Below are 21,985 nucleotides of genomic sequence, written 5' to 3'. Positions count from 1 at the left end.
TTGTTAAGTAAATAACGAAGCCATGAAACCACCCTCTCTGGGAGAATTTGAAGAATTAGTTCTGCTCACCGTTGCCGCCCAGCACGATGAGGCCTACGGGGTATCCATCAAAGATGCCCTGGAAGAGCATCTGGATAAAAAGATCAACATCAGCGCCGTACACGTCGCCCTGAAGCGCATGAAGGAAAAAGGATTGGTGGAATCCCGTTTCGGAGGTATCACCAACGATAGGGGAGGGCGGCGCAAAAAGTACTACGTGATCACCTTTATGGGCAAACGTGCCCTGGACCGCCAGTACGAGCTCCGCACCAGTATGTACCAGAAGATCCCCAAAATCACTTTCGGCTAATGACACCCCAACCACCCAAAACCGCCCTGCGATTCCTGCGCTGGTTCTGCCGGGAAGACTACCTCGAAGAGATCGAAGGCGATCTGATCGAGGTCTTCGAGCAGCAATACGCCGATGCTCCCCGCTGGTCCGGCTGGAAATTTACCTGGCAGGTACTGCTGCATTTTCGCCCGGATTTCATTCGTTCGCTTTCCAATCACCCGCTAATCTATACCAGCATGTACCGACATTATTTAAAAATAGCCTGGAGAAACCTGCTCCGGCAACGCATGTATACCCTGATCAACCTTTCGGGGCTCACCATCGGTCTGAGTTGCTTCATCCTGATCGCGCTTTATCTCCAGTACGAACAGAGTTACGACTGGCAGCACGAAAACGCCGACCGGATCTACCGCGTGGCCCAGCGGCAGGAGGGAAATGTCTTTCGCGGCACGGATGAATTTGCCGTCACTCCCGAACCGCTTGCACCCGCCCTTCAGGCGAACTTTCCGGAGGTGGAAGCGGCCGCAACCTTAACGGTAGAGCAGGGGCTATTGTACCGGGAAGACGAATATCTTTCCTCCCAGCTACTGTATGCGGATGATAAGGCATTCGACATCTTCACGATCCCGATCCTGCAGGGTCAGGGGCCCGAAGCGCTTTCCGATCCGGAAACTATCCTGCTGAGCCGGTCGCTGGCCGAAAAACACTTTGGTTCCGCCGATCCGCTCGGACAGACGCTCAAACTCAACGACGAACGTCCGCTGACCGTGCGGGGTGTTTTTGCGGATCCGCCCGGGAACCAGCATTTTGCCTACGATGCCATCCTTCCCATCGGGAATATTTACTATTTCGAGTCAGACGTCGGTCGGTGGTCCAGCAACAATTATCGCACCTACCTGCGGCTGGCCGAAGGTGCTGATCACCGGGAACTGGAAAAGCGGATGGCCCTATTTGACGATGAGGTGGAGGCCGCGTACAAAAACCTGCCTTTTCGGGCCGAATTCTTTCTGCAACCGCTGCTGGATATTCACCTGCGTTCCCGTATCAACATGGAAATGGGGGTGAACGGAGATATTCGTTACGTTTATCTGCTGGGCGCGATCGGACTGATCATACTGCTGTTGGCGTCGATCAATTATATGAATCTCGCCACGGCCAGATCGGTAAGACGGGTGAAGGAAGTGGGCGTTCGCAAAGTGATGGGGGCTGAACGGCAACAACTGGTCGGTCAGTTACTCGGAGAGTCGTTTATGCTTACGTTGTTTAGTTTCGTACTGGCTGTGGGACTGGCGTACCTCCTGTTGCCGGGTTTTAATCATCTGCTGGACCAATCCATTCCTTTCGATGTCGTCGGTAGCGGCTGGTTGCTGACCGGACTGCTTTTGACGGCCATTCTCATCGGTGGCCTTTCCGGATTGTATCCCTCGCTGGTCCTGTCGGCTTTATCGCCGGTACAGGCGTTCCAGCGGAAACTGGCGGGAAGTTTCCGGCAGGGTATTTCGCTGCGCAACGTACTGATCGTCGGACAGTTTACGGCGGCGGTTGTGCTGGCGGTCAGCAGTGTGGTGGTCTACCAGCAGCTGCAGTACATTCAGCACAAAAAACTGGGCTACAACCGGGATCAGATCGCTTATGTGCCTTTCTTTAGCGAACAGGTGGATCGCAAAATGAGCAGTATCCGCAGTGAGTTGCTGGCGCATCCGGGTATCCAGAAAGTAAGTGTCTCCAATAACCTGATCCTCAATACCGGCAACCAGGGGATCGTGGATCAATGGGAAGGCAACGATAAAACTCAAAACCTGTACTGCTACCGCTACTTTGTGGATGAGGAATTCCTGGATCTGTACGAGATTCCGCTGGCCGCCGGGCGCAACTTTTCGACGGCTTTCCCAACGGATTCGACCCAGAGTTATTTGCTGAACGAATCGGCAGTACAAGCCATCGGCTGGACCCCGGAGACCGCTATCGGAAAGTCCTTTCGCGACGGTCAGGTGATCGGGGTAGTGGAGGATTTTCACTTTCAGCCCATGGATCTGAAGATCGAACCGCTTTTCCTCAAATTCCGGCATCCGCAGAACCAACCGACGCGCTTCGGCAATCTGGCGGTAAAACTCAATACGGATGATCTGCAACATACCCTGGCTTTCGTCCTGGGAGTATTCGAACGGGCGGCTCCCCGAACGCCCTTCGAGTACCGCTTCCTCGATGCATCCTACGATCAGCTCTACGCGTCGGAAAAACGACTGGGGCAGGCCTTTTCGATCTTTACTTTCCTGGCTCTCTTTATTGCCTGTATGGGGCTTTTCGGACTGGTATCCTTCCAGATCGTGCAACGGACCCGGGAGATCGGTATCCGCAAGGTGCTGGGAGCTTCCGCCCTGAAGCTGGTGGAGCTGCTGTCCAAAGATTTCCTCCGACTGGTAGCGATCGCCCTGCTGCTCGCCGTTCCGATCGCGTGGTTGGCCATGCAGCGTTGGCTGGATGGTTTTGCGTACCGCATCGAGATCAAGTGGTGGGTATTTCTGTTGGTGGCGCTGCCGGCGCTGATTATTTCTCTGCTTACCGTTGGTCTGCAAAGTCTGCGGGCGGCACGGGCCAACCCGGTCGAATCCCTGCAGTAACGCCGACTTCCAGTCGGCGATACGGCACACACCGACTTCCAGTCGGTGGTGCGGCATACACCAACTTCCAGTCGATGGTACGGCACACACCGACTTCCAGTCGGTGGTACGATGCACGCCGACTGGAAGTCGGCGGTACGATGCATGCCGACTGGAAGTCGGCAATACAATATCAACCATGGCCAAACAACCACCTAAAAATGCACTTCGTTTCCTGCGCTGGTTTTGCCGCGAGGATTATCTCGAGGAGATCGAGGGCGACCTGATCGAATTATTCGAACAGGAATACGAACGGGCTCCCCGGCGGGCGAACTGGTATTTTGTCCGGCAGGTGCTGTGGCATTTTCGGCCGGATTTCATCAGGTCATTTAACCGTAATCCAAATCTTCAAGGAGCAATGTTGCGACACAACCTACTGATCAGCTGGCGCGGTTTTATGCGCCATAAAAGCAGTTTTTTTATCAATCTAACGGGTTTGTCTACCGGCCTGGCCTGTGTATTTCTGATATGCCTCTGGGTGTACGATGAGATTCGGATCGATAAATTTCTGGAGCACGACGAGCAGATCTATCAGGTACTACAAACGGTGGATAGCCCCACGGGCCGGGAGACCATTGAGGCTACGCCCGGTCCCCTGGCCGGCGCATTAGAGGATGAAATACCCGAAATTCAGTTTGCCGTATCGGTAATCCCTGCAACTTTTAATGTCGGGAAAGGAGTTATTGCGGTCGAGGACAATCGACTGAAAGCGGCCGGGCAGTATGCTTCGCCGGATTTTTTTCGGGTATTTCCTTATCCACTATTGCAGGGTAATTCGGAAGAACTATTTACCCAGAAGAACCATGTGGTCATTTCGGAGGCGCTGGCCGTCAATTTATTCCAAAATCCGGAGAATGCTCTGGGAAAAACCCTGGACTGGCAAACGGAAAGTATCAGTGGCTCCTGTGTAGTTTCTGGGGTCTTTGCCGATTTGCCGGCCACCGCTACCGATCAGTTCGACCTCGTTCTGAATTATGACTGGTACCTGGAATATTTTCCGCAGGAGAATTGGGCTAATAGTAGTCCCCGCTCCTTCGTGCGCCTACAGGAAAATGTCCCAGCCGATCCGCTTCGCTCCAAGGTGAGTGCATTTCTCGATTCTAAAATTGAAGACTCCAACGCCACCTTAAGTCTGCAGCGGTATTCGGATCGATACCTGTACAACCGCTACGAAAACGGTCAGGTAGCGGGTGGACGGATCGAATATGTCCGACTGTTCTTGATCATTGCGCTGTTCATTTTGGTAATAGCTTGTGTGAACTTCATGAACCTTTCGACCGCAAAGGCTTCCACCAAAGTGAAAGAAGTTGGCGTTAAAAAAGTGGTAGGTGCCGGTCGTGGTCAACTGGTGCTGCAATACCTGAGCGAATCGATGCTGGTGGCCTTTTTATCTTTTCTGGTAGCACTTTTGTTAATTGTATTGTTCATCCCCCAATTCAATAAACTTACCGGAAAAGCATTACAACTGGGACTGGCTCCGGGCCTGCTGTTGGGTTTGTTGGGCATTACCTTACTGACCGGTTTGCTGGCCGGGACTTATCCTGCTTTTTTCCTGTCCGGTCACCGGGCGGTGGCGGTGCTAAAGGGTCGGGTACGGGCATCAGTCGGCGAATTGTGGGTGCGAAAAGGGTTGATCCTGTTCCAGTTCGCTATCTCCACGCTTTTGATCGTGTCCGTTATTGTGGTATACCGGCAAATCGATTTTATCCAGTCCGGTACCCAATTGGGCTACAACCGGGATCACGTAATTTATTTTGACGTGGAACAGCCCGGCGCATCCTTTACGGACGATCTCAAAAGAATACCCGGTGTAACTTCCGTGGGAGGAGGAAACCTGAAGGCCGGAAAACAACTTGGCGGTACCAATGCGATCGATTGGGAAGGCAAGTCTCCGGATAACCAAACTTTTTTTTCCACCTTCTGGCTGGGGTACGGCCTGCTCGAAACTTTGGATATTCAGATGGTCGATGGACAGCCATTCTCCGAATCATTCGGTTCTCCTGATCAGGTGATCCTGAACGAAGAAGCCGTTCGACAAATGGGATTGAAAGAACCGATGAATAAGCGCATCCTGGTAAATGGCGATGAAAGACAGATTGTGGGTGTCGTTGAGGATTTTCACTTCGAGTCATTTTACGAGACTGTGAAGCCCTGCGTATTACTGTTGGCGCCCCTGGAGTACGCCCCCAGGTTATCGTTGAAAATACAGGCCGGTCTTGAGCAAGAGACGATCGCTCAGGTCAGATCGGTGTACGAAGCCTACTATCCCGGACTGGTTTTTGATTTTAAATTTATGGACGAAGACTACCAGCAACTGTACATCTCGGAGCGAAGAGTAGCTGTATTATCCAGGTATTTTGCGGCCCTGGCCATCATCATTTCCTGTCTGGGTTTATTGGGGCTCGCCATGTTCGCGGCCGACCGGCGGAGGAAAGAGATTGGGATCCGAAAGGTGCTGGGAGCCAGTGTTTTTGGGGTCATTAAGATACTGACCGGCGATTTTACCAAAGTGGTAGCCCTGGCCATCGTGGTGGCCCTGCCGATCAGTTACTGGCTGGCGGCAAACTGGCTAAACCGATTCCATCTGCACATTGACCTGGAGTGGTGGTACTTCCTCCTACCGGCCATTCTGGTGATGACTATTGCCTGGCTAACGATAGGATTGCAGACCCTGCGGGCCGCCCGGGTTGATCCGGTCAGGTGTTTGAAAGAGTAAAGTAATGCCGACTTCCAGTCGGCAAGTCATTCATCGATCGCAATGCCGACTTCCAGTCGGCAAACATTGTCAATCGTAATGCCGACTTCCAGTCGGCAAACATCCATCGGACAATTGGGAGCCGGCGGTACGAAAACGTAACGCTCAAAACTTATAATATTCCGCCACAAACTGCTGCAACTCCTCCCCCCGGATATTTTTGCCAATAATCCGCAGATCCGCTTTGTCGATAAGGTAAGTCGTCGGTAGCGCCTCAATCTTGTAGGTGCCATACACCGGCGATCCCTGGCCTTTGAGATCGGAAACATTGATCCAGCTCATCCCATCCTGTTCGATAGCCTGGCGCCAGTTTTGCCAGTCGTCATCGAGGGAAACGCTGTAGACCATAAAACCGTATTCTTTAAATTTCTCGTACAAAGGTTTCACGGTCACCCGGTTTTCGTGACGGCACGGGCTACACCAGGAGGCCCAGAAGTCGATCAGGATCAGATTGGTGCCGGCCTGGTGCAGCGGGATGGTCTCCCCATCCGGAGTTGTTAATTTCAGGTCGGGCGCCAAACTTCCAACGGGTAACACGTACCGGGTGCGGTAGATCTGATCGAGCAATTGTTGATAATAAGGATGGGCGGCGTAATCACGCTTTAGTTGCCCGGCCACGGATTCATACAGCGCCAGATCGTTATCCGCCTTCCGGTCGTAATCATAATGGAATAGTCCGACGATCTTATTGTAGATATTCGGAGAGCGCTCGATATAATCGGCCAGCAATTCGTTATTCGCTCTGGATAGCTGCTCCATGCGCCGCAGATTGCTTTCCCGCAGGGAGTCCATGGCCTGCCGGCTCAATTGATGGGGTTTGGAAAAGAAGGCGTAAACCGAATCGGTAAATTCATAAACGGGTTGCCGAAGTTCCCGGATCGGCCGGTATTGCCAGTTGTCCGGGCCGCCCTGGATGCGCAGGCTGCGGGTAAACTGCTCGGCATCACCGCTCAGTTCTAACTCCTGGCCGTTTTTCAGCTCGAAAAGGGCATAGTTCTCCCGGCTGGAGCCATTGTAGATGGTAGGGCCACGTGCACCCCGGGGCCGGAGGTCGATCCGGTAGAGGCAATCGGTGCAGGGAAGTTGATCCAGTTTAAACACAAAATGGCCGTCAGCATCCACCCGGACCGTGTCGATAATGCCCTTACTGGTAGCCGAAAAAAGCTGGTCGTAGTCGGTAATGGCCAGCAGGTAGATCTCATCGGACCAGTCTTCCATCGAGCTGATGGTGCCCCGGATCACCGCCTGGGCATTCAGTGGGTTGACACTTACGGTGAAAAGGAATATTATTGCTATTAATAGGTTGGTAATGTTTTGAATACGCATTCTAATAATTTACGTATAAATGGCCGGTTTTCCAAACCGGATCGACCGGCGTCTGGTCAGACGGAAGGTTAGCAAAACCGGCAGAGATCCCCGATGCAGCGGGAATTAACTTTCCCGGATCTTTGCCGGTCCGGCCGGGGTGATCTATCTTGGCGAAAGATAATCTTCCGTAGGCACAAACCAGCACGATTGAACTCACAACTGCAACCAACCTCATCCGGCGAACGGATCGGCTCCCTCGACTTTCTAAGGGGGCTTGCCATTCTCGGCATTCTGATCATTAACGTCGAGACCTTTTCCTATCCCGATCCCTGGAGCCCCTATAAATTCGGCTTTGCCGGCGAGTTGGATCACGATACGCGCTTTTGGGTGTATTTCCTGGCCCAGGGTAAGTTCTTCAGTATGTTCACGCTCCTGTTCGGGGTGGGTTTTTACATCTTCCTGGAGCGCCTGGAACAAAAAGGCTTGGGCCTGAAAGCGATGGACATCTACGCCCGTCGGCTGCTCTGGCTGTTCGTATTTGGTGTTGTTCACGCCTACCTGATCTGGGACGGGGATATATTGTACCACTACGCGACCTGCGGTTTTTTGTTGTTCCCATTCCGGTCCTTTTCGGTGCGCCGTTTATTGCTGGTGTTGCTGATACCGGTTGCCATTGTCCTGTATAATGCCTACGAAAGTGCGGGGCGGGCCCAGGAGCAATACCGGGCATTTACCGATGCGACGGCGGTCGCGGAAACCGATCGCAGCGAGGCGGATCGGAAAGCAATTACCAGCTGGGAAAACCGGACCAGCAAAAAGGAAGCGGATCGGACCGAAATGCCGGTACCCCGGCAAACCTATTTCGAAAGCATCGCCACCAATGCGGAGCATACCCGGGTCCATAAAGGCGTGATCTTCTACCAGGGCATCCTGTTTCGCACCCTGATCATGATGATGCTGGGTATCCTGTTGTACAAGCTGGACGTGTTCCGGGATTATCGGAACCTGCCGCATTACTGGCTGATCACAGCCACGGTACTGGCGATTGCCCTGGTGGTCAATTATCTGCGGTATTACCAGTGGACCTACGCCTATTTCGAACCGGTGCGCAGTGTCTGGCGGGCCTGGCTGTTCGCTTTCCCCAAGGAGTTGCTCGGTCTGGCCTATATTCTTTTGTTCAACGGCATCTACCAGCGGTGGCTGCAAAACCTTTCCTTCCGCCCGGTCAGTATGGCCGGAAAAATGGCCCTCACCAATTATATCCTGCAAAGCATCATTTGCGGCTTCATCTTTTACGGTTACGGATTGGGCCAATACAATCAAATCTCCCGCACGGAACTGCTACCCATCGTGGCCGCCATCTGGGTGGCCCAACTCGTACTGAGCTGGTGGTGGCTTCGCCGTTTCCGGCAGGGACCGCTGGAGCGACTCTGGCGCCGGTTGACTTACGGCCGCAGCTAAACAGATCACTCCTCCCGCAATGCCTGGATCGGATTAGCCGTCGCCGCCCGGTAGGATTTACCGCTGACCGTGAGGATGGCTACCAGTACGATCAAACCGGCACCGATGATGAACATGCCGGCCCCGATCGTAGTGCGTTGGGCGAAATCATCCAGCCAGCGCGACATCAGGTAGTAGGCCAGCGGAAAGGCGACGATCATAGCGATCAGGATCAGTTTCAGGTAATCTCCCGCCAGGTTCCGGATGATCTGCGGTGCCGAAGCTCCCAGGATTTTGCGGATGCCGATCTCTTTGCGGTTCTGTTCCACGGTGTAGGAGATCAGTCCGAACAAACCGAGGCAGGCCACAAAAATGGCCAGGGAAGCAAAGCCGATAAAAATGAGGTTGAAGCGCCGGTCGGCTGCGTATTGACTGGCAAAATTCTCATCCAGGAAAAAGAAATCAAAAGGGTTATCCGGATAGATCCGGTCCCACTGGCTTTCAATGGCCGCGATGGTCGCCGCCGCGTCATCCGCCTGGATCTTGAGGGAATAGTAGCGTCCCTGATCCGGACTGTGGAAAAAGATGATCGGATCGAGGTCCTCCTTGATACTCTCCTGGTAATAATTCTCCACCACCCCGATGATATTCCACTCGTAGTTGGAACCCGGATTTACCTTTTCGCCCACGGCGGCCTCCGGACTCGCAAATCCGAGGTGCTCGGCGGCCCGGGCATTGAGCAGCACCGCCGATGAGTCACTGCGCATTTCCTCGCGGAAATTACGGCCGGCCAGTACATCGATCTCAAATTCCGGCATGAAAGCGTCGTCCACCCGGATGCGATAGCAGTCGCGATCTTCATTCGGGAAGTGCCGGGAACGGAAACCGGAGATCCCGAAATTCTCGATCCCGGGAATGCTGGAAGAGATGGTCATGCCCTGTACGGCCGGCAGTTCTTCCAGCGTCTGTCGGAAGAGGCCTAGTCGGCTGCTCAGTTCACCTTCTGCATTCGAACTCGGCGCCCGCAGTACCAGGGTTTGCTCCATATTCATGCCCAGGTCATAACTCTGCATGAACCGAAGTTGCTTGACCACAATGAAGGTCCCGAGGATCAAGACCGTGGAGATCGCAAACTGGAAGACGACCAGCACCTGACGGAACCCGAAACTGGATTTGCGGTTGTAAAACCGACCTTTGAGCACGTTCAGAGGGCGGAAGGAGGAAAGAATATAGGCCGGATACAGGCCGGAAAGCAGGGCTCCGACCAGGATCAGTCCCAGAAGTCCCAGTAGTATAGTCGGTTGCAGCAGCGTCCCCATCGACAGGGAGGTATCGAATAAGCGGTTGACGGGACGGATGAGCAGGAACAGGGCCCCAACGGCAACGAGCACCGCGAGAGAATTGTAGAGCAACGCCTCGGTCAGGAACTGGAAGACCAGTTGCCGTTTTCCGGCACCCACTACCTTGCGGATGCCCACTTCCTTGGCCCGTTTGACCGCCCGCGCGGTGGAGAGATTGATAAAGTTGACCCAGGCGATCACCAGGATCAGCAGCGCTACGGCACCGAGGAAGTAGATCTGGTAGGCGCCGCCGTTCTGCCCCATATCCCAACTCAGGCCCTGACTGTAAAGGTGGATATCCTCCACAGCCTGGGACCAGAGGACTTCCCGGGAATTGTTTTCCTGGTAGTATTTCGCTTTTTTTTCATCCAGCAGTGCACCTAATTTTGCTTCAAAAACGGGAACGGAAGCGGTGGGCGCCAGCTCTACGAAGGTGTAGAAGTCGTACCAGCCCCAGTTTTCCGGCAGCTCTGCAAAATCGTCCATGGATTTCATGGAGAAAATGATGTCGAAATCCATGTGGGAGTTTTCCGGGAAATCCGCCATGACCCCGCTGACCGTCAGTTCATCGGTACCCCGACGCGTCAGCGTCTTGCCGATGGGATCTTCATCTCCGAAGTATTTCAGGGCGGTACTTTCCGAGATCACCACCTGATCCTTTTGCGCCAGTACCCGGTCCGGATCGCCTTTCAACAGCTTAAAGCCGAACTGCCGGAAAAAACCCACGTCGGCCAGCACGGCATTGTTCTCATTGTAGCGTACCAGCGGGCCACCGTCCTTTCGGTAACTGTATACTCCGTTGCCGAAGGGCAGAATACGCGTGTAGGCAGTCACCTCGGGAAATTCTTCCAGCAGGGTAGGGCCCACCGCCGGATAGACCGGTGCGCTTTTGGTCTTGAGTTCACCGTTGCCGAACATATCCATCACCACGCGGTAGGTGCGGCCGGCGGCCGGGTGGAATCGATCGTAGCTCAGTTCCTGCAGGATGTGCAGCCCGATAAGCAGGCAGCAGATGAGGCCCAGCACGAGGCCGCCCAGATTGATCAGACTGTAATCCTTGTTTTTGACAAAATTGCGCAGACTGATCTTGAAGTAATTCTTAAACATATCAACAGTATTTGGGTGATTGCTAAATTTCAGGTGTCTGACCAGGCCGGGGCGGATCAGTTTCAGGCTTTCGAGTGCGTACAGGCGGCGCGCTTTCGCTACTGAGTAAATTTCCAGATCATCCCGGAAGACCTCTTCCATATCACCTTCGATCTCTTCCAGATATTCATCTCTGATGAAAAAGCGAAGCAGCTGCAACGGCCATTTCGGGGGCATTGGGCGGTCGGCGTGGCTCATGCGATATTCAGTTTGGCAATAGAGGCCCATAAACCCATTCGAACGGCTTTGATCTCTTCCAGTACCCGCTGCGCGTAGGGCGTGGCCGCGTAGATCCGCTTGCGTTTTCCTCCCCGTTTGGGGGTGGCGTCCCCGAATTCGGAGGTGAGAAATCCTTTTTCTTCCAGGCGTTTCAGCGAAGTTTGGATCGAGCCCACGCTGAGCTTTTCGTTGAGCCGATCCTGCAATTCCTTTTTAATCTGAACGCCGTAGGCTTCCTCCTGCAATACAATTACCGTGAGTAGTACCAACTCTTCGAATTCCCCTAGCTTAGTTTTTTTCATGTTGTATTATTCGTAATTGTAGTAAATATAAAAATTATTTTATTCGTGATTGTAGTTTTTATGGGATTTTAGAAAAACACCGTTCACCTGTGTAGGTAATTTTTCGTTATCCGGGTCCCGGGAACAGGCATAAGCAGTTGCTAAAATTCGGGTAAACCATAGACCAATGTTCTGTAGTCAGGGCAGTCGCGGGAAACAAAGGGGTAGGGGAGCGATTTTCGAACTTTTCGGTTTTTGCAGGCAACCCTTTCCCGATTGCTTAGTCTTTATTTCCGGATCGGGCCGGGAAAAAGCGCTTCGGCAACCGCCTGCAAGGGGTAGTCCCGCCGGTTCAAAATCCGGTCCAAATACTCCAGACCGCCCGTTTGCTGCGGAGCGAGGCTTACCGCTTAACACTTTTCCTGTAAATCCGAAAATGTTAAAACTTAATGGAAAAAGGTCGCCGTTTGGATATAATAACTACATTTAAGGTAAAAATAGATTCATGAGCAAACACCACCTCGGCGAATTCGAAGAGATCGTTATGCTGACGGTAGCCATCCTGTACGATGAGGCCTACGGCGTGGCGATCATTGACGAAATGGAAAAACGCCTCGACCGGAAGGTGAGTATCGGTTCGCTGCAAACGGTACTGCGCCGCCTGGAAAAAAAGGGCTACCTGACTTCCGAATTCGGGGAGGCGACCAACGTCCGCGGCGGTAAACGGAAGCGCTTTTTTAAACTGACCAATCACGGCAAGAACATGCTGGAAAGTACCAAGGACCAGCGACTGGCCCTCTGGAATGCCATTCCGAAAATTGCCTTTGAATGAGACAATGGGAAAACAGGAGGACAGCACGGTGGACCACTGAGTATTCGCCGTGCAGCCCTTCCAAAATCCCCACCTCCAAAAAAGAATCATGAAAGAGCCAAAATCAACATCCGGACCTCCGCAATGGGCCGTTCGCTTCCTCGAGTGGTTCTGCCACTACGACTACCTCGAAGATATCCAGGGAGATCTCTACGAACGTTTTGAGCGCCAGCTGGAGGAGCAGGGCACGCGCCGGGCCCGCCGCAGCTTTGCCTGGGACGTGATCACCCTTTTCCGCCCTTCACTCATGAAACCCATTCGATTTTTTCACCCGATCATACCTAGTCTAATGTTTAAAAACAATTTAAAGATCGCCTGGAGAGGCCTGTTCAAGAACCGGTCCTACTCCCTGATCAACATCGGGGGGCTGGCGCTGGCCATGTTGGTGCCCATCCTCATCGGCCTCTGGATCCACGACGAGCTGAACAACAACCGGCAATTTCCCAACAGCGATCGCCTGGCCTTTGTGATGCAAAACCAGACGATGAACGGCCAGATCAGCACCTGGTGGAGCGAGGCCTGGCAACTTGAACCGGCCCTGGAAAAAGACCACGGCGATCTGTTCGAAAATGTGATCACGATCACGGGATCCAGCAATCAGCTATTGCGCTACAACGATAAGAAAGTAACTAAAAACGGCCGCTTCATGGGGGCGGAGGTCACGGAAATGCTGTCTCTGAACTTTTTGCAGGGAACGCGCTCCGCACTGGAGGACCAGAACTCCGTGGTCCTTTCGGCCTCAGCGGCAGAAGCCTTATTTGGAACGGAGGATCCGATGGGCAAAAGCATCATCCTCGGCAATGACCTGGCCGTTACGATCAACGGTGTCTACGAAGACCTGCCCGAAAACTCGACCTTTGGCGACCTGGAATTCATCGGTCCCTGGAAACTAAACTTTCAACATCAGAACCTGGAAGAGCGGGCCGGCTGGGGAAACAGCTGGTTCAACACCCTGGTGCAGATCGCCGAGAACACCACCATGGAACAGGTGTCGGCCCAGATCAAAGATGTGAAGTACAATAGTATCGATCCGGAATTTGCCGCTATATCCAAGCCGCAGCTGTGGTTGCATCCCATGGAGCGCTGGCACCTGTACAGCCAGTTTGAAAATGGCGCCAGTGTGGGCGGTCGCATCGAGTATGTGCGCATGTTTGGGATCATCGGCATTTTCGTGCTGTTGCTGGGCTGCATCAATTTTATGAACCTGAGTACGGCCCGTTCGGAAAAAAGGGCCAGAGAGGTGGGCATTCGCAAGACGCTGGGTTCCCTGCGGGCCCAGTTGGTCAGTCAGTTTTTTAGTGAATCCGTCCTGATCGCCAGTATTGCTTTCGTGCTGGCTTTCATCCTGGCCGTAGTCCTGCTGCCGCCTTTCAACGAAGTAGCCGGAAAAAAACTGGGGATTCCCTGGAGCAATCCCTGGTTTTGGATGCTGGGCATCGGATTTACGCTGCTGACGGGGATTATTGCGGGCAGTTACCCGGCGCTGTACCTGTCCGGCTTCCGGCCAGTGAAGGTACTGAAGGGGACCTTTCGCCTGGGACGTTTTTCCGCTTTGCCGCGTAAAATACTGGTCGTTATCCAGTTCACCGTTTCGGTAGTGCTGATCATCGGTACCATTTTTATTTTCCGGCAGATCGAATTCGCCAAAGACCGCCCGATCGGCTACAATCGCGATAATCTGGTCCGGGTACCGATCAAAAACCGCGACATCATTACCCACTGGGAGGCCCTGCGGACCGACCTGCTCAATACCAGTAAGGTGGAGAACATGGTCGGTACCGATTCTCCGGTCACCTCTACCGGCGTCACCAACGGCGGCTTTACCTGGGACGGTATGGATCCCGGGCTCAGCAACGACTTCACCAGCCTGCGGGTTACCTACGATTTCGGCGATATGGTGGATTGGGAGATCATCGAAGGGCGGGACTTTTCCCGGGATTTCGCTACGGATTCTTCCGCCATCATCCTCAACGAAGCGGCTGTGGAGTACATGGGACTGGAAAATCCCGTCGGTACTATTATGGAGCGCGGCGATATGCGCCACGAGATCGTCGGGGTGGTGAAAAACCTGATCACCCAGTCCCCCTACGATCCGGTGCGTCAGACCCTCTTCATGCACCACGAAACCTGGCTCAATCAGATCAACATCAAGCTCAAACCGGACAGCCGGGCCCACGAGGCCCTGAGCCAGATCGAAACCATATTCAAAAAATACGATCCGGTCAATGCCTTCGAATACCATTTTGCCGACGAAGAATACGCCCGCAAATTCCAGAACGAAGAGCGCATCGGCGAACTGGCCACCTTCTTTGCCCTGCTGGCGGTGATCATCTCCTGCCTGGGCCTGTTCGGTCTGGCCTCCTACGTGGCCGAGCAACGGACCAAAGAGATCGGCATCCGGAAAGTGCTGGGCGCTACGGTCACCAACCTCTGGCAACTCTTATCCAAAGACTTCATTTTTCTGGTACTGATCGCCTGTATCCTGGCCGTTCCGCTGGCGTGGCTGCTGATGAACAACTGGCTGGAGGATTTCAGTTACCGGACGGATCTGTCGTGGTGGGTATTCGCCGTAGTGGGTTTACTGGCCATGATCCTGGCTTTGCTTACGGTGAGTTTCCAGGCCCTGCGGGCAGCCTTTATGAATCCGGTGAATAGTATCAAGAGTGAGTGATGAACTTAAGTTGCATTAAGCAGTGAGGTCAAACAACCATGAAGTTCTCCATAGTGTAGTAAGGTCCGGCACCAATACCTTACTGTACTAGGGAGGACTTCACACGGTCTATTTGCTGTTTCATGGATGATTATATAAAAAGGGGGTAGTTCCAATTAGGAATCGGTTTTCTTCCTCTTAGCTTCTCCTCCTTTGCTCTGCTGCCAGCGTCACATTGGTGCCCGGAAAAGCTATTTTAAATCCCGTTTGTTCCCCCGTTCCTATCCTTCCCCCCCTGCCAAATCCATTGGGTTAGAGCTTTTATTTTTGAAAAAATGGAAGCAATCATCTGACATTTTCTAATACCATCGTCTACCAATTGAAAATGTTTATTAAAGAACTGGTTTAAACTTATTCATCTGGACTGTGGCCTAAAGTCTTGAATCTCCTGGACTTCAGCTTTTTCTCGTTCCGTACTTTCCCCCGGTACGGGCCCGTATGGGCAGTACGAAACTCAAAAAGCCCTTCGCCAGTAAATCCAATACTTTGGCCTCATCGGCAGACAATAAGTTTAGACCAGTTCAAACTTTTAAACCCAAAATCAAAATGAGAAAAAGAGCTGTTTGTCAGATTCAATTAGAGTTCCCAAAGAACACAAATAAGCAAAGAGTAGCTGCGGACGAACAAAAATGGGCCTGTCCGCCAAACCAATACATTGTCAGTTATTACCACCACGTCATCTCCGATCTTGGCCCGGTTAGCTGTGGCATAACCGAGGTGCCCGCTAATTACGGTTTCGTTTCAGATTTCTTGTTGAATGAAGCGTTTGAATCGGCAGTAGATGTAGCGGCAAGTCTGGGCTATCAGGGTAACCAATTAGCAGAAATTACCGCCCAGTTAAATGCATCGCATTCGAACCTGCTTCAGAAGAAAAGTGCAATTTCGACCTCTCACGGTACCATAATCCACTCGGCCTCGATCAGAGGAGCCGGATTTCCCAATGGCAGCACCATATACAAGGGAGAGGTGCAGGTGACCCTTGATGATATTCCGGATGCGCTGGCATCAGAAGCCGCTTTACAGCAATATTTTCAGCGTATTGTAGACCAGTACGCAGCAGGAAATGCGGTTGATCCGGCGGAGTCAGATATGCAACCATACGAATCCGCCATGTTATCCAATATTTTGGATCTGGGTTGGCCCGGTAAATTTATGGTAAATAAATATAATCAGCTGATCAGGCATTATTATCAGGATGGTCACAAGGCAGAAGTATTAGCTCCGGCTAATTCTGTGATTAAAGGAACCTTAAGGTATTCCGAAAAATATCAGACAATTTTTGCCCTTACGGAAGGGGAAAACGAAAGCACCGATATCCTCGTGGTATCCAAAGTGAATGACGCCTGGCAAAGTGGAGTAGTGAAAAAGTGGGGAGTGAATATTGTGCCGGAATCCTTTAAGGCAAATTATGACGATTTTGGAGTCCACGGTGTCAATGAGCTTGGAAAACTAGTGATCACCTGGGAAGATAATATTGGAGGGACTGAGCTTCCAAACGGTAAGAAATTGAGTTATGCTATTATCAATGAGGTAAATAACTTGATTTAGAGTGTGTTTGGGAATTATTAATCGGACTGCAAACGCCACTTTTTAACACATAGCCTAGGGATATACTTCGGGCCGCTCTGATTAAAATTTATGGATAAGAGCTTGGTGCTGGAGCTTATCCCAACCGCATCGCTCAGCAAAGTTTTTCACCAGCCTGGGAAAAATTTGGGCAGTTTAAGTGTCCAATGACTAAACCCTTGCCAAATGAAAAACAGAATCACCGATCCATTACGAGGAGCTATTTGCTCTTTTTTCGTTTCATTAATGATTGTTAGCTGTAGTAAATCCGATGAACCGGGGGCGCCGGTAGTTCCGATATCCACGGATCCGGTAGATCTGGCTCATCTACCTCTTGGAGGAACGGATCCTACTCGTATTTTAATCAGAAATCGGGGGGATAACCAACCCGACTTTTTATCCTTATGGCTATGCGGGCTTCCGGCTGATGGTGCCGGAAACTCGGATGCCAGTGACTGGACCAATCCCGATGGTACATGGGATTATTACAAAAAACCGCAAGTGGAAGGCAATGTTAGCTGGGATAGCGAATTCCGTATTACGCTGGACGGCAATGGTAACCGGATCATAGCCGGTAACGCTCTACCGGACCATCCAACCGGCATTTTTCCTATCCAGCGAGGCAGTATCGCTTTTCGGTACGATGGTAATCCGAACATAATATCCGAACATGAAGTGTACTATGTTTTGCCGGCAATGCCCAAAGTAGCGCAATTGCCAGCTTGTGTTTTTTTCGGTCCGTCGGGCATTTCGCTAAGCGGTAGCGCTATTTACCACGGCGCCTCAACCCTCGGCAATGATGCTGCTGCCCACGAAATGCTGGATAGATTCGGCGGACACACCGACGGTACCGAGCGATACCACTACCATTTCCCCGCTCCGGACCTCCAGGACCATATTCATCCGCATTCGGCCGGCCATTCAGCCCTGATGGGATATATGCTGGACGGCTTCGGTATCTACGGTCCTTACGGTGAAGATGGAGCACTGCTTTCCTCGGCCGATCTGGACGAATGCCACGGACATACGCACCCGGTGCTTTGGGATGGTGAATTGGTGGAACTTTATCACTACCACTGGACCTATGATTTTCCTTATAATATTGGTTGCTTTAAAGGAACACCACAGTAAACTCAGCTCAAAACATGAAAACCTTAAATCTGTCTTTGATCTTACCATTTGTATTGGCGGTCATTATCTTTCCGGCCTGTTCAAAAAATGTTGAGTCCCCGGCATCAACTCTCGAGTCACCCAATATTTTGCTGATCATAGCGGATGATCTGGGGAAGGATGCGCTAAGTGGTTTTTCCGAAGGATTGCTAAAACCCGCTACACCCAATCTTGATGCGATCAGAACGAGCGGACTTACCTTTAGTAACCTATGGGTTAATCCTACCTGTACCCCCACCAGAGCGGCCATCATGACCGGTAAATATGGGTATCGCACCCAGGTGAAAGGAGCGGGAGATATCCTGGCCGGCTCCGAAATTACCCTGCAACAATACCTCCGGGACCAGACCAACGGGGAATACGCCAGTGCATTGATCGGCAAATGGCATTTGTCCGGTAATGATCCAACGGTAAATCCGGAATCATTTGGTATTGATTATTACGCCGGACTGATCCGGGGGGCGGTAGATAATTATTACCGGTGGCAGCTTTCCGAAAGCGGGGCAACCAGCCTGCAGACCACTTATATTACCGAAAAACTTACTGACCTATCAATTGACTGGGTTAATCAACAAAACCAACCCTGGTTCTTATGGCTGGCCTACAACGCTCCTCATACTCCCTTCCATGTTCCTCCCGCCCAGACGCATACTCAGGGCAATTTGCCGGAATTTACCACCGGAATGGATCCTTTACCCTATTACCTGGCCGCTATCGAATCTATGGATTATCAGATCGGTAGATTGCTGAATAATATTCCGGATGCAGAAAAGGACAATCTGATCGTCATTTTCGTCGGAGACAACGGTACGCCCAACCAGGTCGCCCAAAGTCCTTATTCCAGTGCTACTGTGAAAAATACCCTGTATCAGGGAGGAGTGAATACGCCAATGTTTATTTCGGGGACCGGCGTTCTACGGACGGGAGTTGACGATAACCTGATCACCGGTACTGATCTGTTCGCAACCATTGCCGAGATAGCGGGTATAAACACCCCTGAGGTCTATGACAGTAAAAGTTTTAAATCCTTGTTCGCGCAAACTGCAACGATCCGGGACTACCAATACACTGAAATGGACGATGGAAGTGGCGATCAATGGGCGATCAGGAACGAAACTTACAAACTCATAATGAATGATAACGGAAACAGTGAACTGTACAATTTACGGAAAGATCCCTACGAACAGGAAGATCTTCTGAAAACCACCCTGTCAACTACAGTATCCGGGGCAAAAGCAGCATTGGAAGCAGAACTGCGGAACATTAGACAGTAAAAAGACGACTGTATCCCCCTCCGGAAACCCAGTCTGCCCGGTTTCGTTTTACTCCTTCCAGCGGATCAGTTCCCCCACCTTTTCTACGAAACCCTCATCGAGCAGATACTCCAGCGAACGGAGCACCTGATTCTCTCTTTTCGGCGGGAAAGATTCGATCAACTGGCTCATGCTGAGTTGTTCCCGTTTCAGCAGTCGCTGGATCTTTTCCTTGTAGCGCTCAAAATCATCGGTGCTTACTTCGGCCTTCGTACGCCCCAGGCAGACGTCGCATTTGCCGCATTTGGGAGCATCCTCTTCTCCGAAATACGCCAGTAGTTGCTGACTGCGGCAGACCGGCGTTTCGGCGTACCGGATCGCGCTCTGAATGCGATCGCGGTGGCGCTGCTTGCGAAAGTTATACAGGGCCTGATCAATGGCCAGGTTGTCCGCATCTACCCGCTCCTGCAGGAAGATCAGTTGGGGATCCTCCCGTTGGGGGCTGTAGTTGATGATGCCTGCTTTTTGCAGATGGCCGAGCGCCTGCTGTAATTGCTGCTGGGGCATGGCCAGGAAGCGAGCCAGTTGTTTTTCCCGCAGGTGGATGTCGTACTGCATGGCGCCCTGGTAAGTCCGCAGGATCGTTTTCAGAATGCGTTCCATTTTGGGATTGCGGAGCTGATAGTCGTACAGCTCGTCCTTGCTCACTTTGATGCGCAGGCTGGAAGGGACAAAGACCGCATCGGTAAGCAGGATCCAGCCGGCCTGTTCCAGCATCTGCAGGCAGCTGTAGGTGATCATCAGGTCGAGTTGGTAGGTGCGGGCAAAGTCGACAATATCGAAGTTGAAGCTGTCGCCCTGTCCGCCACCGACGGCGAGTTGGAAATAACTGCCCAGCGCCCGGTAAACCCGGCGCAGTTCGGACATTTCCGGAAAGGCCGTTTCAAAATGCCGTTCCAGGCGGTGCCGGTCGCTTTGGTTGTAGAGCAACACGGCAAATGCCTTTTTTCCGTCCCGCCCGGCACGTCCGGCTTCCTGAAAATAGGCTTCCAGACTGTCGGGCAGATCCAGGTGGACCACCGTCCGCACGTCCGCTTTGTCGATCCCCATCCCGAAAGCATTGGTACTGACCATGACGCGGATCTTATTGTTCATCCAGGCCTCCTGTTTGGCGGTGCGGGTATCCTGGAGCAGTCCGGCGTGGTAGTAATCGGCGTGGATCCGGTGCTTGCGCAGCCAGGTGGCCAGTTCCTTGGTACGACGGCGGCTGCGCACGTACACGACGGCCGTGCCGGGCGTCTTTTGCAGGATCTCGACCAGCTTTTTTTCCTTGCCTTCTTCCTGCAGCACAACGTAGGCCAGGTTTTCCCGGGCAAAGCTTTTCTGCAGGACCCGTCCCTTTTTAAAGGCCAGTTTTTCCTGAATATCCTTCACTACCGGAGGGGTAGCCGTGGCCGTAAGCGCCAGCACCGGCACCTTATCGGAGAGCAGCTCCCGCGTTTCAGCGATCTGCAGATAGGGCGGTCGGAAGTCATAGCCCCACTGGGAAACACAGTGCGCTTCGTCGATGGCGAGCAGCCTGACCGGCATTTTTTTGAGCCGCTCCTGCATGATCTCCGTCGTCAGTCTTTCGGGAGAAACGTAGAGAAACTTCACACCGCCGTAGACGGCATTATCCAGAATGCGGTCGATATCCCGGTAGTGCATACCCGAATAGATCGCTTCGGCGGCGATTTCGCGCTTTTTCAGGTTTTCCACCTGGTCTTTCATTAGGGCGATGAGGGGAGAAACCACCAGGCACATCCCGTCCTGTACCAGAGCCGGTACCTGGAAGCAGATCGATTTACCCCCACCCGTCGGCAACAGGGCCAGGGTATCCTGCCCGTCCAGTACGGATTGGATGATATCTTCCTGTAGCGGGCGGAAGCTGTCGTATCCCCAGTAAAGCTGTAGTACTTCGAGTGGCGTCATAAATTTGGCCTGATGCAGGCGCAAAGTTAGGGGATTTTTGCTATTCGGTGCCAGGCCTTCTGCTAGCGGGTCAAAGTTTGGAGCGCTTTGTTGAGTTGGGCGGTACCCGGGTGCGGTGCGTCCTTATCAACGATCCGGCCGTTCCGGTAAATGAGCATGTATTTGGGGAGGAGTCTGGTTTTAAAATGCGCCATTATGCTGGCCGTTTTATTGAGATTCATGAACTCCAGCGGTAAAAGGCAATTTTACCGGGCAGCCTGAATCAGTCAAAAAAGATTTTCTCCACCACCTGCTGCTTTTTATCCCGGCTGATGGGGATCTTGTGCGAACCGATAACCAGCCGGTTCCCTTCCAGCGATTCTACCCGGTCTTTGGAGATGATATAGGATTTGTGCACCCGTAGGAAGTTATCCGGCAGGATCTCTTCCAGCCTGCTCAGCCGCTCGTAGGTGACCAGGCGGGCATCCCGGCAAACGATGCGAACGTATTCCTTCAGTCCTTCCACGAATAGAATGTCCTCAAAGCGGACCTTGGTCAGTTTGCCATCCACCTTTATGGTGAAAAAATCTTTACTCTCCTTGGGGATCACCAGCGTTGACGGGCGCAGCTGCGGATGCTCCCTGGCCTTTTGCACTGCCTGGAGAAAACGCTCAAACGAAAAGGGTTTCAGCAGATAATCTACGGCATTGAGGTTGAAGGCATCAACGGCGTAGTCCGCATAGGCGGTGGTAAAGATGGTGACCGGCGCCTGGGGCAGGCTTTTCAGCAAATTAATCCCGCTGACGGTAGGCATCTGGATATCGAGGAAAAGCAGGTCCACCGCTTCCCGGCCCAGCACTTCCATGGCCTGCACCGGTGATTTACACTTACCGACGACCTCCAGTTCCGGCAACTTGCCGGCAAAGGTTTCCAGCAGGTTCAGGGCCAGGTATTCATCGTCTACCAAAAGGGTTTTGATCGTCAT

At 52.5% G+C, this 21,985-nt stretch carries 15 protein-coding genes; 9 read left to right on the top strand and 6 right to left on the bottom strand.

The window, feature by feature from the left end:
• Positions 1 to 22: 22 nt before the first annotated feature.
• From CRP01_RS17300 to CRP01_RS17290, 3 genes are all read left to right on the top strand, one after another.
• Positions 23 to 349, top strand: coding sequence for a PadR family transcriptional regulator (locus CRP01_RS17300; protein WP_099151331.1), 327 nt, complete (start codon positions 23 to 25; stop codon positions 347 to 349).
• Positions 349 to 2,952, top strand: coding sequence for an ABC transporter permease (locus CRP01_RS17295; protein ID WP_099151330.1), 2,604 nt, complete (start codon positions 349 to 351; stop codon positions 2,950 to 2,952). Before CRP01_RS17300 ends, CRP01_RS17295 begins: the two co-directional genes overlap by 1 nt.
• A gap of 178 nt (positions 2,953 to 3,130) precedes the next feature.
• Positions 3,131 to 5,707 carry an ABC transporter permease gene (locus CRP01_RS17290; protein ID WP_099151329.1) on the top strand — a complete coding sequence of 859 codons (2,577 nt, stop codon included), beginning with the start codon at positions 3,131 to 3,133 and terminating at the stop codon, positions 5,705 to 5,707.
• Positions 5,708 to 5,851: 144 nt separating this feature from the next.
• Here the strand turns inward: CRP01_RS17290 and CRP01_RS17285 are convergent, their stop codons facing one another.
• A complete protein-coding gene (locus CRP01_RS17285; protein WP_099151328.1) occupies positions 5,852 to 7,072 on the bottom strand; it encodes a TlpA family protein disulfide reductase in 1,221 nt (406 codons plus the stop codon).
• Positions 7,073 to 7,261: 189 nt separating this feature from the next.
• Between CRP01_RS17285 and CRP01_RS17280 the strand changes: the two genes are divergently transcribed.
• The gene (locus CRP01_RS17280) at positions 7,262 to 8,515 is read left to right on the top strand and encodes a DUF418 domain-containing protein (RefSeq protein ID WP_170110414.1); all 1,254 of its coding nucleotides are present in this window, start codon (positions 7,262 to 7,264) and stop codon (positions 8,513 to 8,515) included.
• A gap of 5 nt (positions 8,516 to 8,520) precedes the next feature.
• Here the strand turns inward: CRP01_RS17280 and CRP01_RS17275 are convergent, their stop codons facing one another.
• Complete coding sequence (locus CRP01_RS17275; RefSeq protein ID WP_170110413.1) at positions 8,521 to 11,178, bottom strand: ABC transporter permease; 2,658 nt, start codon at positions 11,176 to 11,178, stop codon at positions 8,521 to 8,523.
• Positions 11,175 to 11,501, bottom strand: a complete 327-nt coding sequence (locus CRP01_RS17270) for a PadR family transcriptional regulator (RefSeq protein WP_099151325.1) — start codon at positions 11,499 to 11,501, stop codon at positions 11,175 to 11,177. Before CRP01_RS17270 ends, CRP01_RS17275 begins: the two co-directional genes overlap by 4 nt.
• A gap of 484 nt (positions 11,502 to 11,985) precedes the next feature.
• Between CRP01_RS17270 and CRP01_RS17265 the strand changes: the two genes are divergently transcribed.
• The 5 genes from CRP01_RS17265 to CRP01_RS17245 all read left to right on the top strand — a co-directional run bounded on the left by CRP01_RS17265 (position 11,986) and on the right by CRP01_RS17245 (position 19,071).
• Positions 11,986 to 12,312, top strand: a complete 327-nt coding sequence (locus CRP01_RS17265; RefSeq protein WP_099151324.1) for a PadR family transcriptional regulator — start codon at positions 11,986 to 11,988, stop codon at positions 12,310 to 12,312.
• Positions 12,313 to 12,400: 88 nt separating this feature from the next.
• Positions 12,401 to 15,022, top strand: a complete 2,622-nt coding sequence (locus CRP01_RS17260) for an ABC transporter permease (RefSeq protein ID WP_222845759.1) — start codon at positions 12,401 to 12,403, stop codon at positions 15,020 to 15,022.
• 585 nt (positions 15,023 to 15,607) lie between these two features.
• Positions 15,608 to 16,609 (top strand): hypothetical protein, encoded by a 1,002-nt coding sequence (locus CRP01_RS17255; RefSeq protein ID WP_099151323.1) that lies wholly within the window; start codon positions 15,608 to 15,610, stop codon positions 16,607 to 16,609.
• Between the two features lie 519 nt (positions 16,610 to 17,128).
• A complete protein-coding gene (locus CRP01_RS17250) occupies positions 17,129 to 17,758 on the top strand; it encodes a YHYH protein (RefSeq protein WP_170110412.1) in 630 nt (209 codons plus the stop codon).
• A 14-nt stretch (positions 17,759 to 17,772) separates the two neighbouring features.
• Positions 17,773 to 19,071, top strand: a complete 1,299-nt coding sequence (locus CRP01_RS17245) for a sulfatase-like hydrolase/transferase (protein WP_099151321.1) — start codon at positions 17,773 to 17,775, stop codon at positions 19,069 to 19,071.
• Between the two features lie 48 nt (positions 19,072 to 19,119).
• Here the strand turns inward: CRP01_RS17245 and CRP01_RS17240 are convergent, their stop codons facing one another.
• From CRP01_RS17240 to CRP01_RS17235, 3 genes are all read right to left on the bottom strand, one after another.
• Positions 19,120 to 21,045, bottom strand: a complete 1,926-nt coding sequence (locus CRP01_RS17240; protein ID WP_233752701.1) for a RecQ family ATP-dependent DNA helicase — start codon at positions 21,043 to 21,045, stop codon at positions 19,120 to 19,122.
• A gap of 38 nt (positions 21,046 to 21,083) precedes the next feature.
• The gene (locus tag CRP01_RS43200; RefSeq protein ID WP_262510330.1) at positions 21,084 to 21,215 is read right to left on the bottom strand and encodes a hypothetical protein; all 132 of its coding nucleotides are present in this window, start codon (positions 21,213 to 21,215) and stop codon (positions 21,084 to 21,086) included.
• A 68-nt stretch (positions 21,216 to 21,283) separates the two neighbouring features.
• Complete coding sequence (locus tag CRP01_RS17235; RefSeq protein WP_099151320.1) at positions 21,284 to 21,985, bottom strand: LytR/AlgR family response regulator transcription factor; 702 nt, start codon at positions 21,983 to 21,985, stop codon at positions 21,284 to 21,286.

This window comes from Flavilitoribacter nigricans DSM 23189 = NBRC 102662, assembly GCF_002646595.1.
GTDB lineage: Bacteria > Bacteroidota > Bacteroidia > Chitinophagales > Saprospiraceae > Flavilitoribacter > Flavilitoribacter nigricans.
The sequence above is the reverse complement of the archived record's forward strand: the minus strand, read 5'-3'. Positions and strand labels throughout refer to the sequence as shown.

Excerpts from the sequence above, each read along its gene's own strand:
- CRP01_RS17235 (WP_099151320.1), bottom strand. The coding sequence starts at position 21,985 with ATGACGATCAAAACCCTTTTGGTAGACGATGAATACCTGGCCCTGAAC.
- CRP01_RS43200 (WP_262510330.1), bottom strand. The coding sequence starts at position 21,215 with ATGGCGCATTTTAAAACCAGACTCCTCCCCAAATACATGCTCATTTAC.
- CRP01_RS17290 (WP_099151329.1), top strand. The coding sequence starts at position 3,131 with ATGGCCAAACAACCACCTAAAAATGCACTTCGTTTCCTGCGCTGGTTT.
- CRP01_RS17285 (WP_099151328.1), bottom strand. The coding sequence starts at position 7,072 with ATGCGTATTCAAAACATTACCAACCTATTAATAGCAATAATATTCCTT.
- CRP01_RS17295 (WP_099151330.1), top strand. The coding sequence starts at position 349 with ATGACACCCCAACCACCCAAAACCGCCCTGCGATTCCTGCGCTGGTTC.
- CRP01_RS17270 (WP_099151325.1), bottom strand. The coding sequence starts at position 11,501 with ATGAAAAAAACTAAGCTAGGGGAATTCGAAGAGTTGGTACTACTCACG.
- CRP01_RS17300 (WP_099151331.1), top strand. The coding sequence starts at position 23 with ATGAAACCACCCTCTCTGGGAGAATTTGAAGAATTAGTTCTGCTCACC.
- CRP01_RS17245 (WP_099151321.1), top strand. The coding sequence starts at position 17,773 with ATGAAAACCTTAAATCTGTCTTTGATCTTACCATTTGTATTGGCGGTC.
- CRP01_RS17275 (WP_170110413.1), bottom strand. The coding sequence starts at position 11,178 with ATGAGCCACGCCGACCGCCCAATGCCCCCGAAATGGCCGTTGCAGCTG.
- CRP01_RS17260 (WP_222845759.1), top strand. The coding sequence starts at position 12,401 with ATGAAAGAGCCAAAATCAACATCCGGACCTCCGCAATGGGCCGTTCGC.
- CRP01_RS17255 (WP_099151323.1), top strand. The coding sequence starts at position 15,608 with ATGAGAAAAAGAGCTGTTTGTCAGATTCAATTAGAGTTCCCAAAGAAC.
- CRP01_RS17265 (WP_099151324.1), top strand. The coding sequence starts at position 11,986 with ATGAGCAAACACCACCTCGGCGAATTCGAAGAGATCGTTATGCTGACG.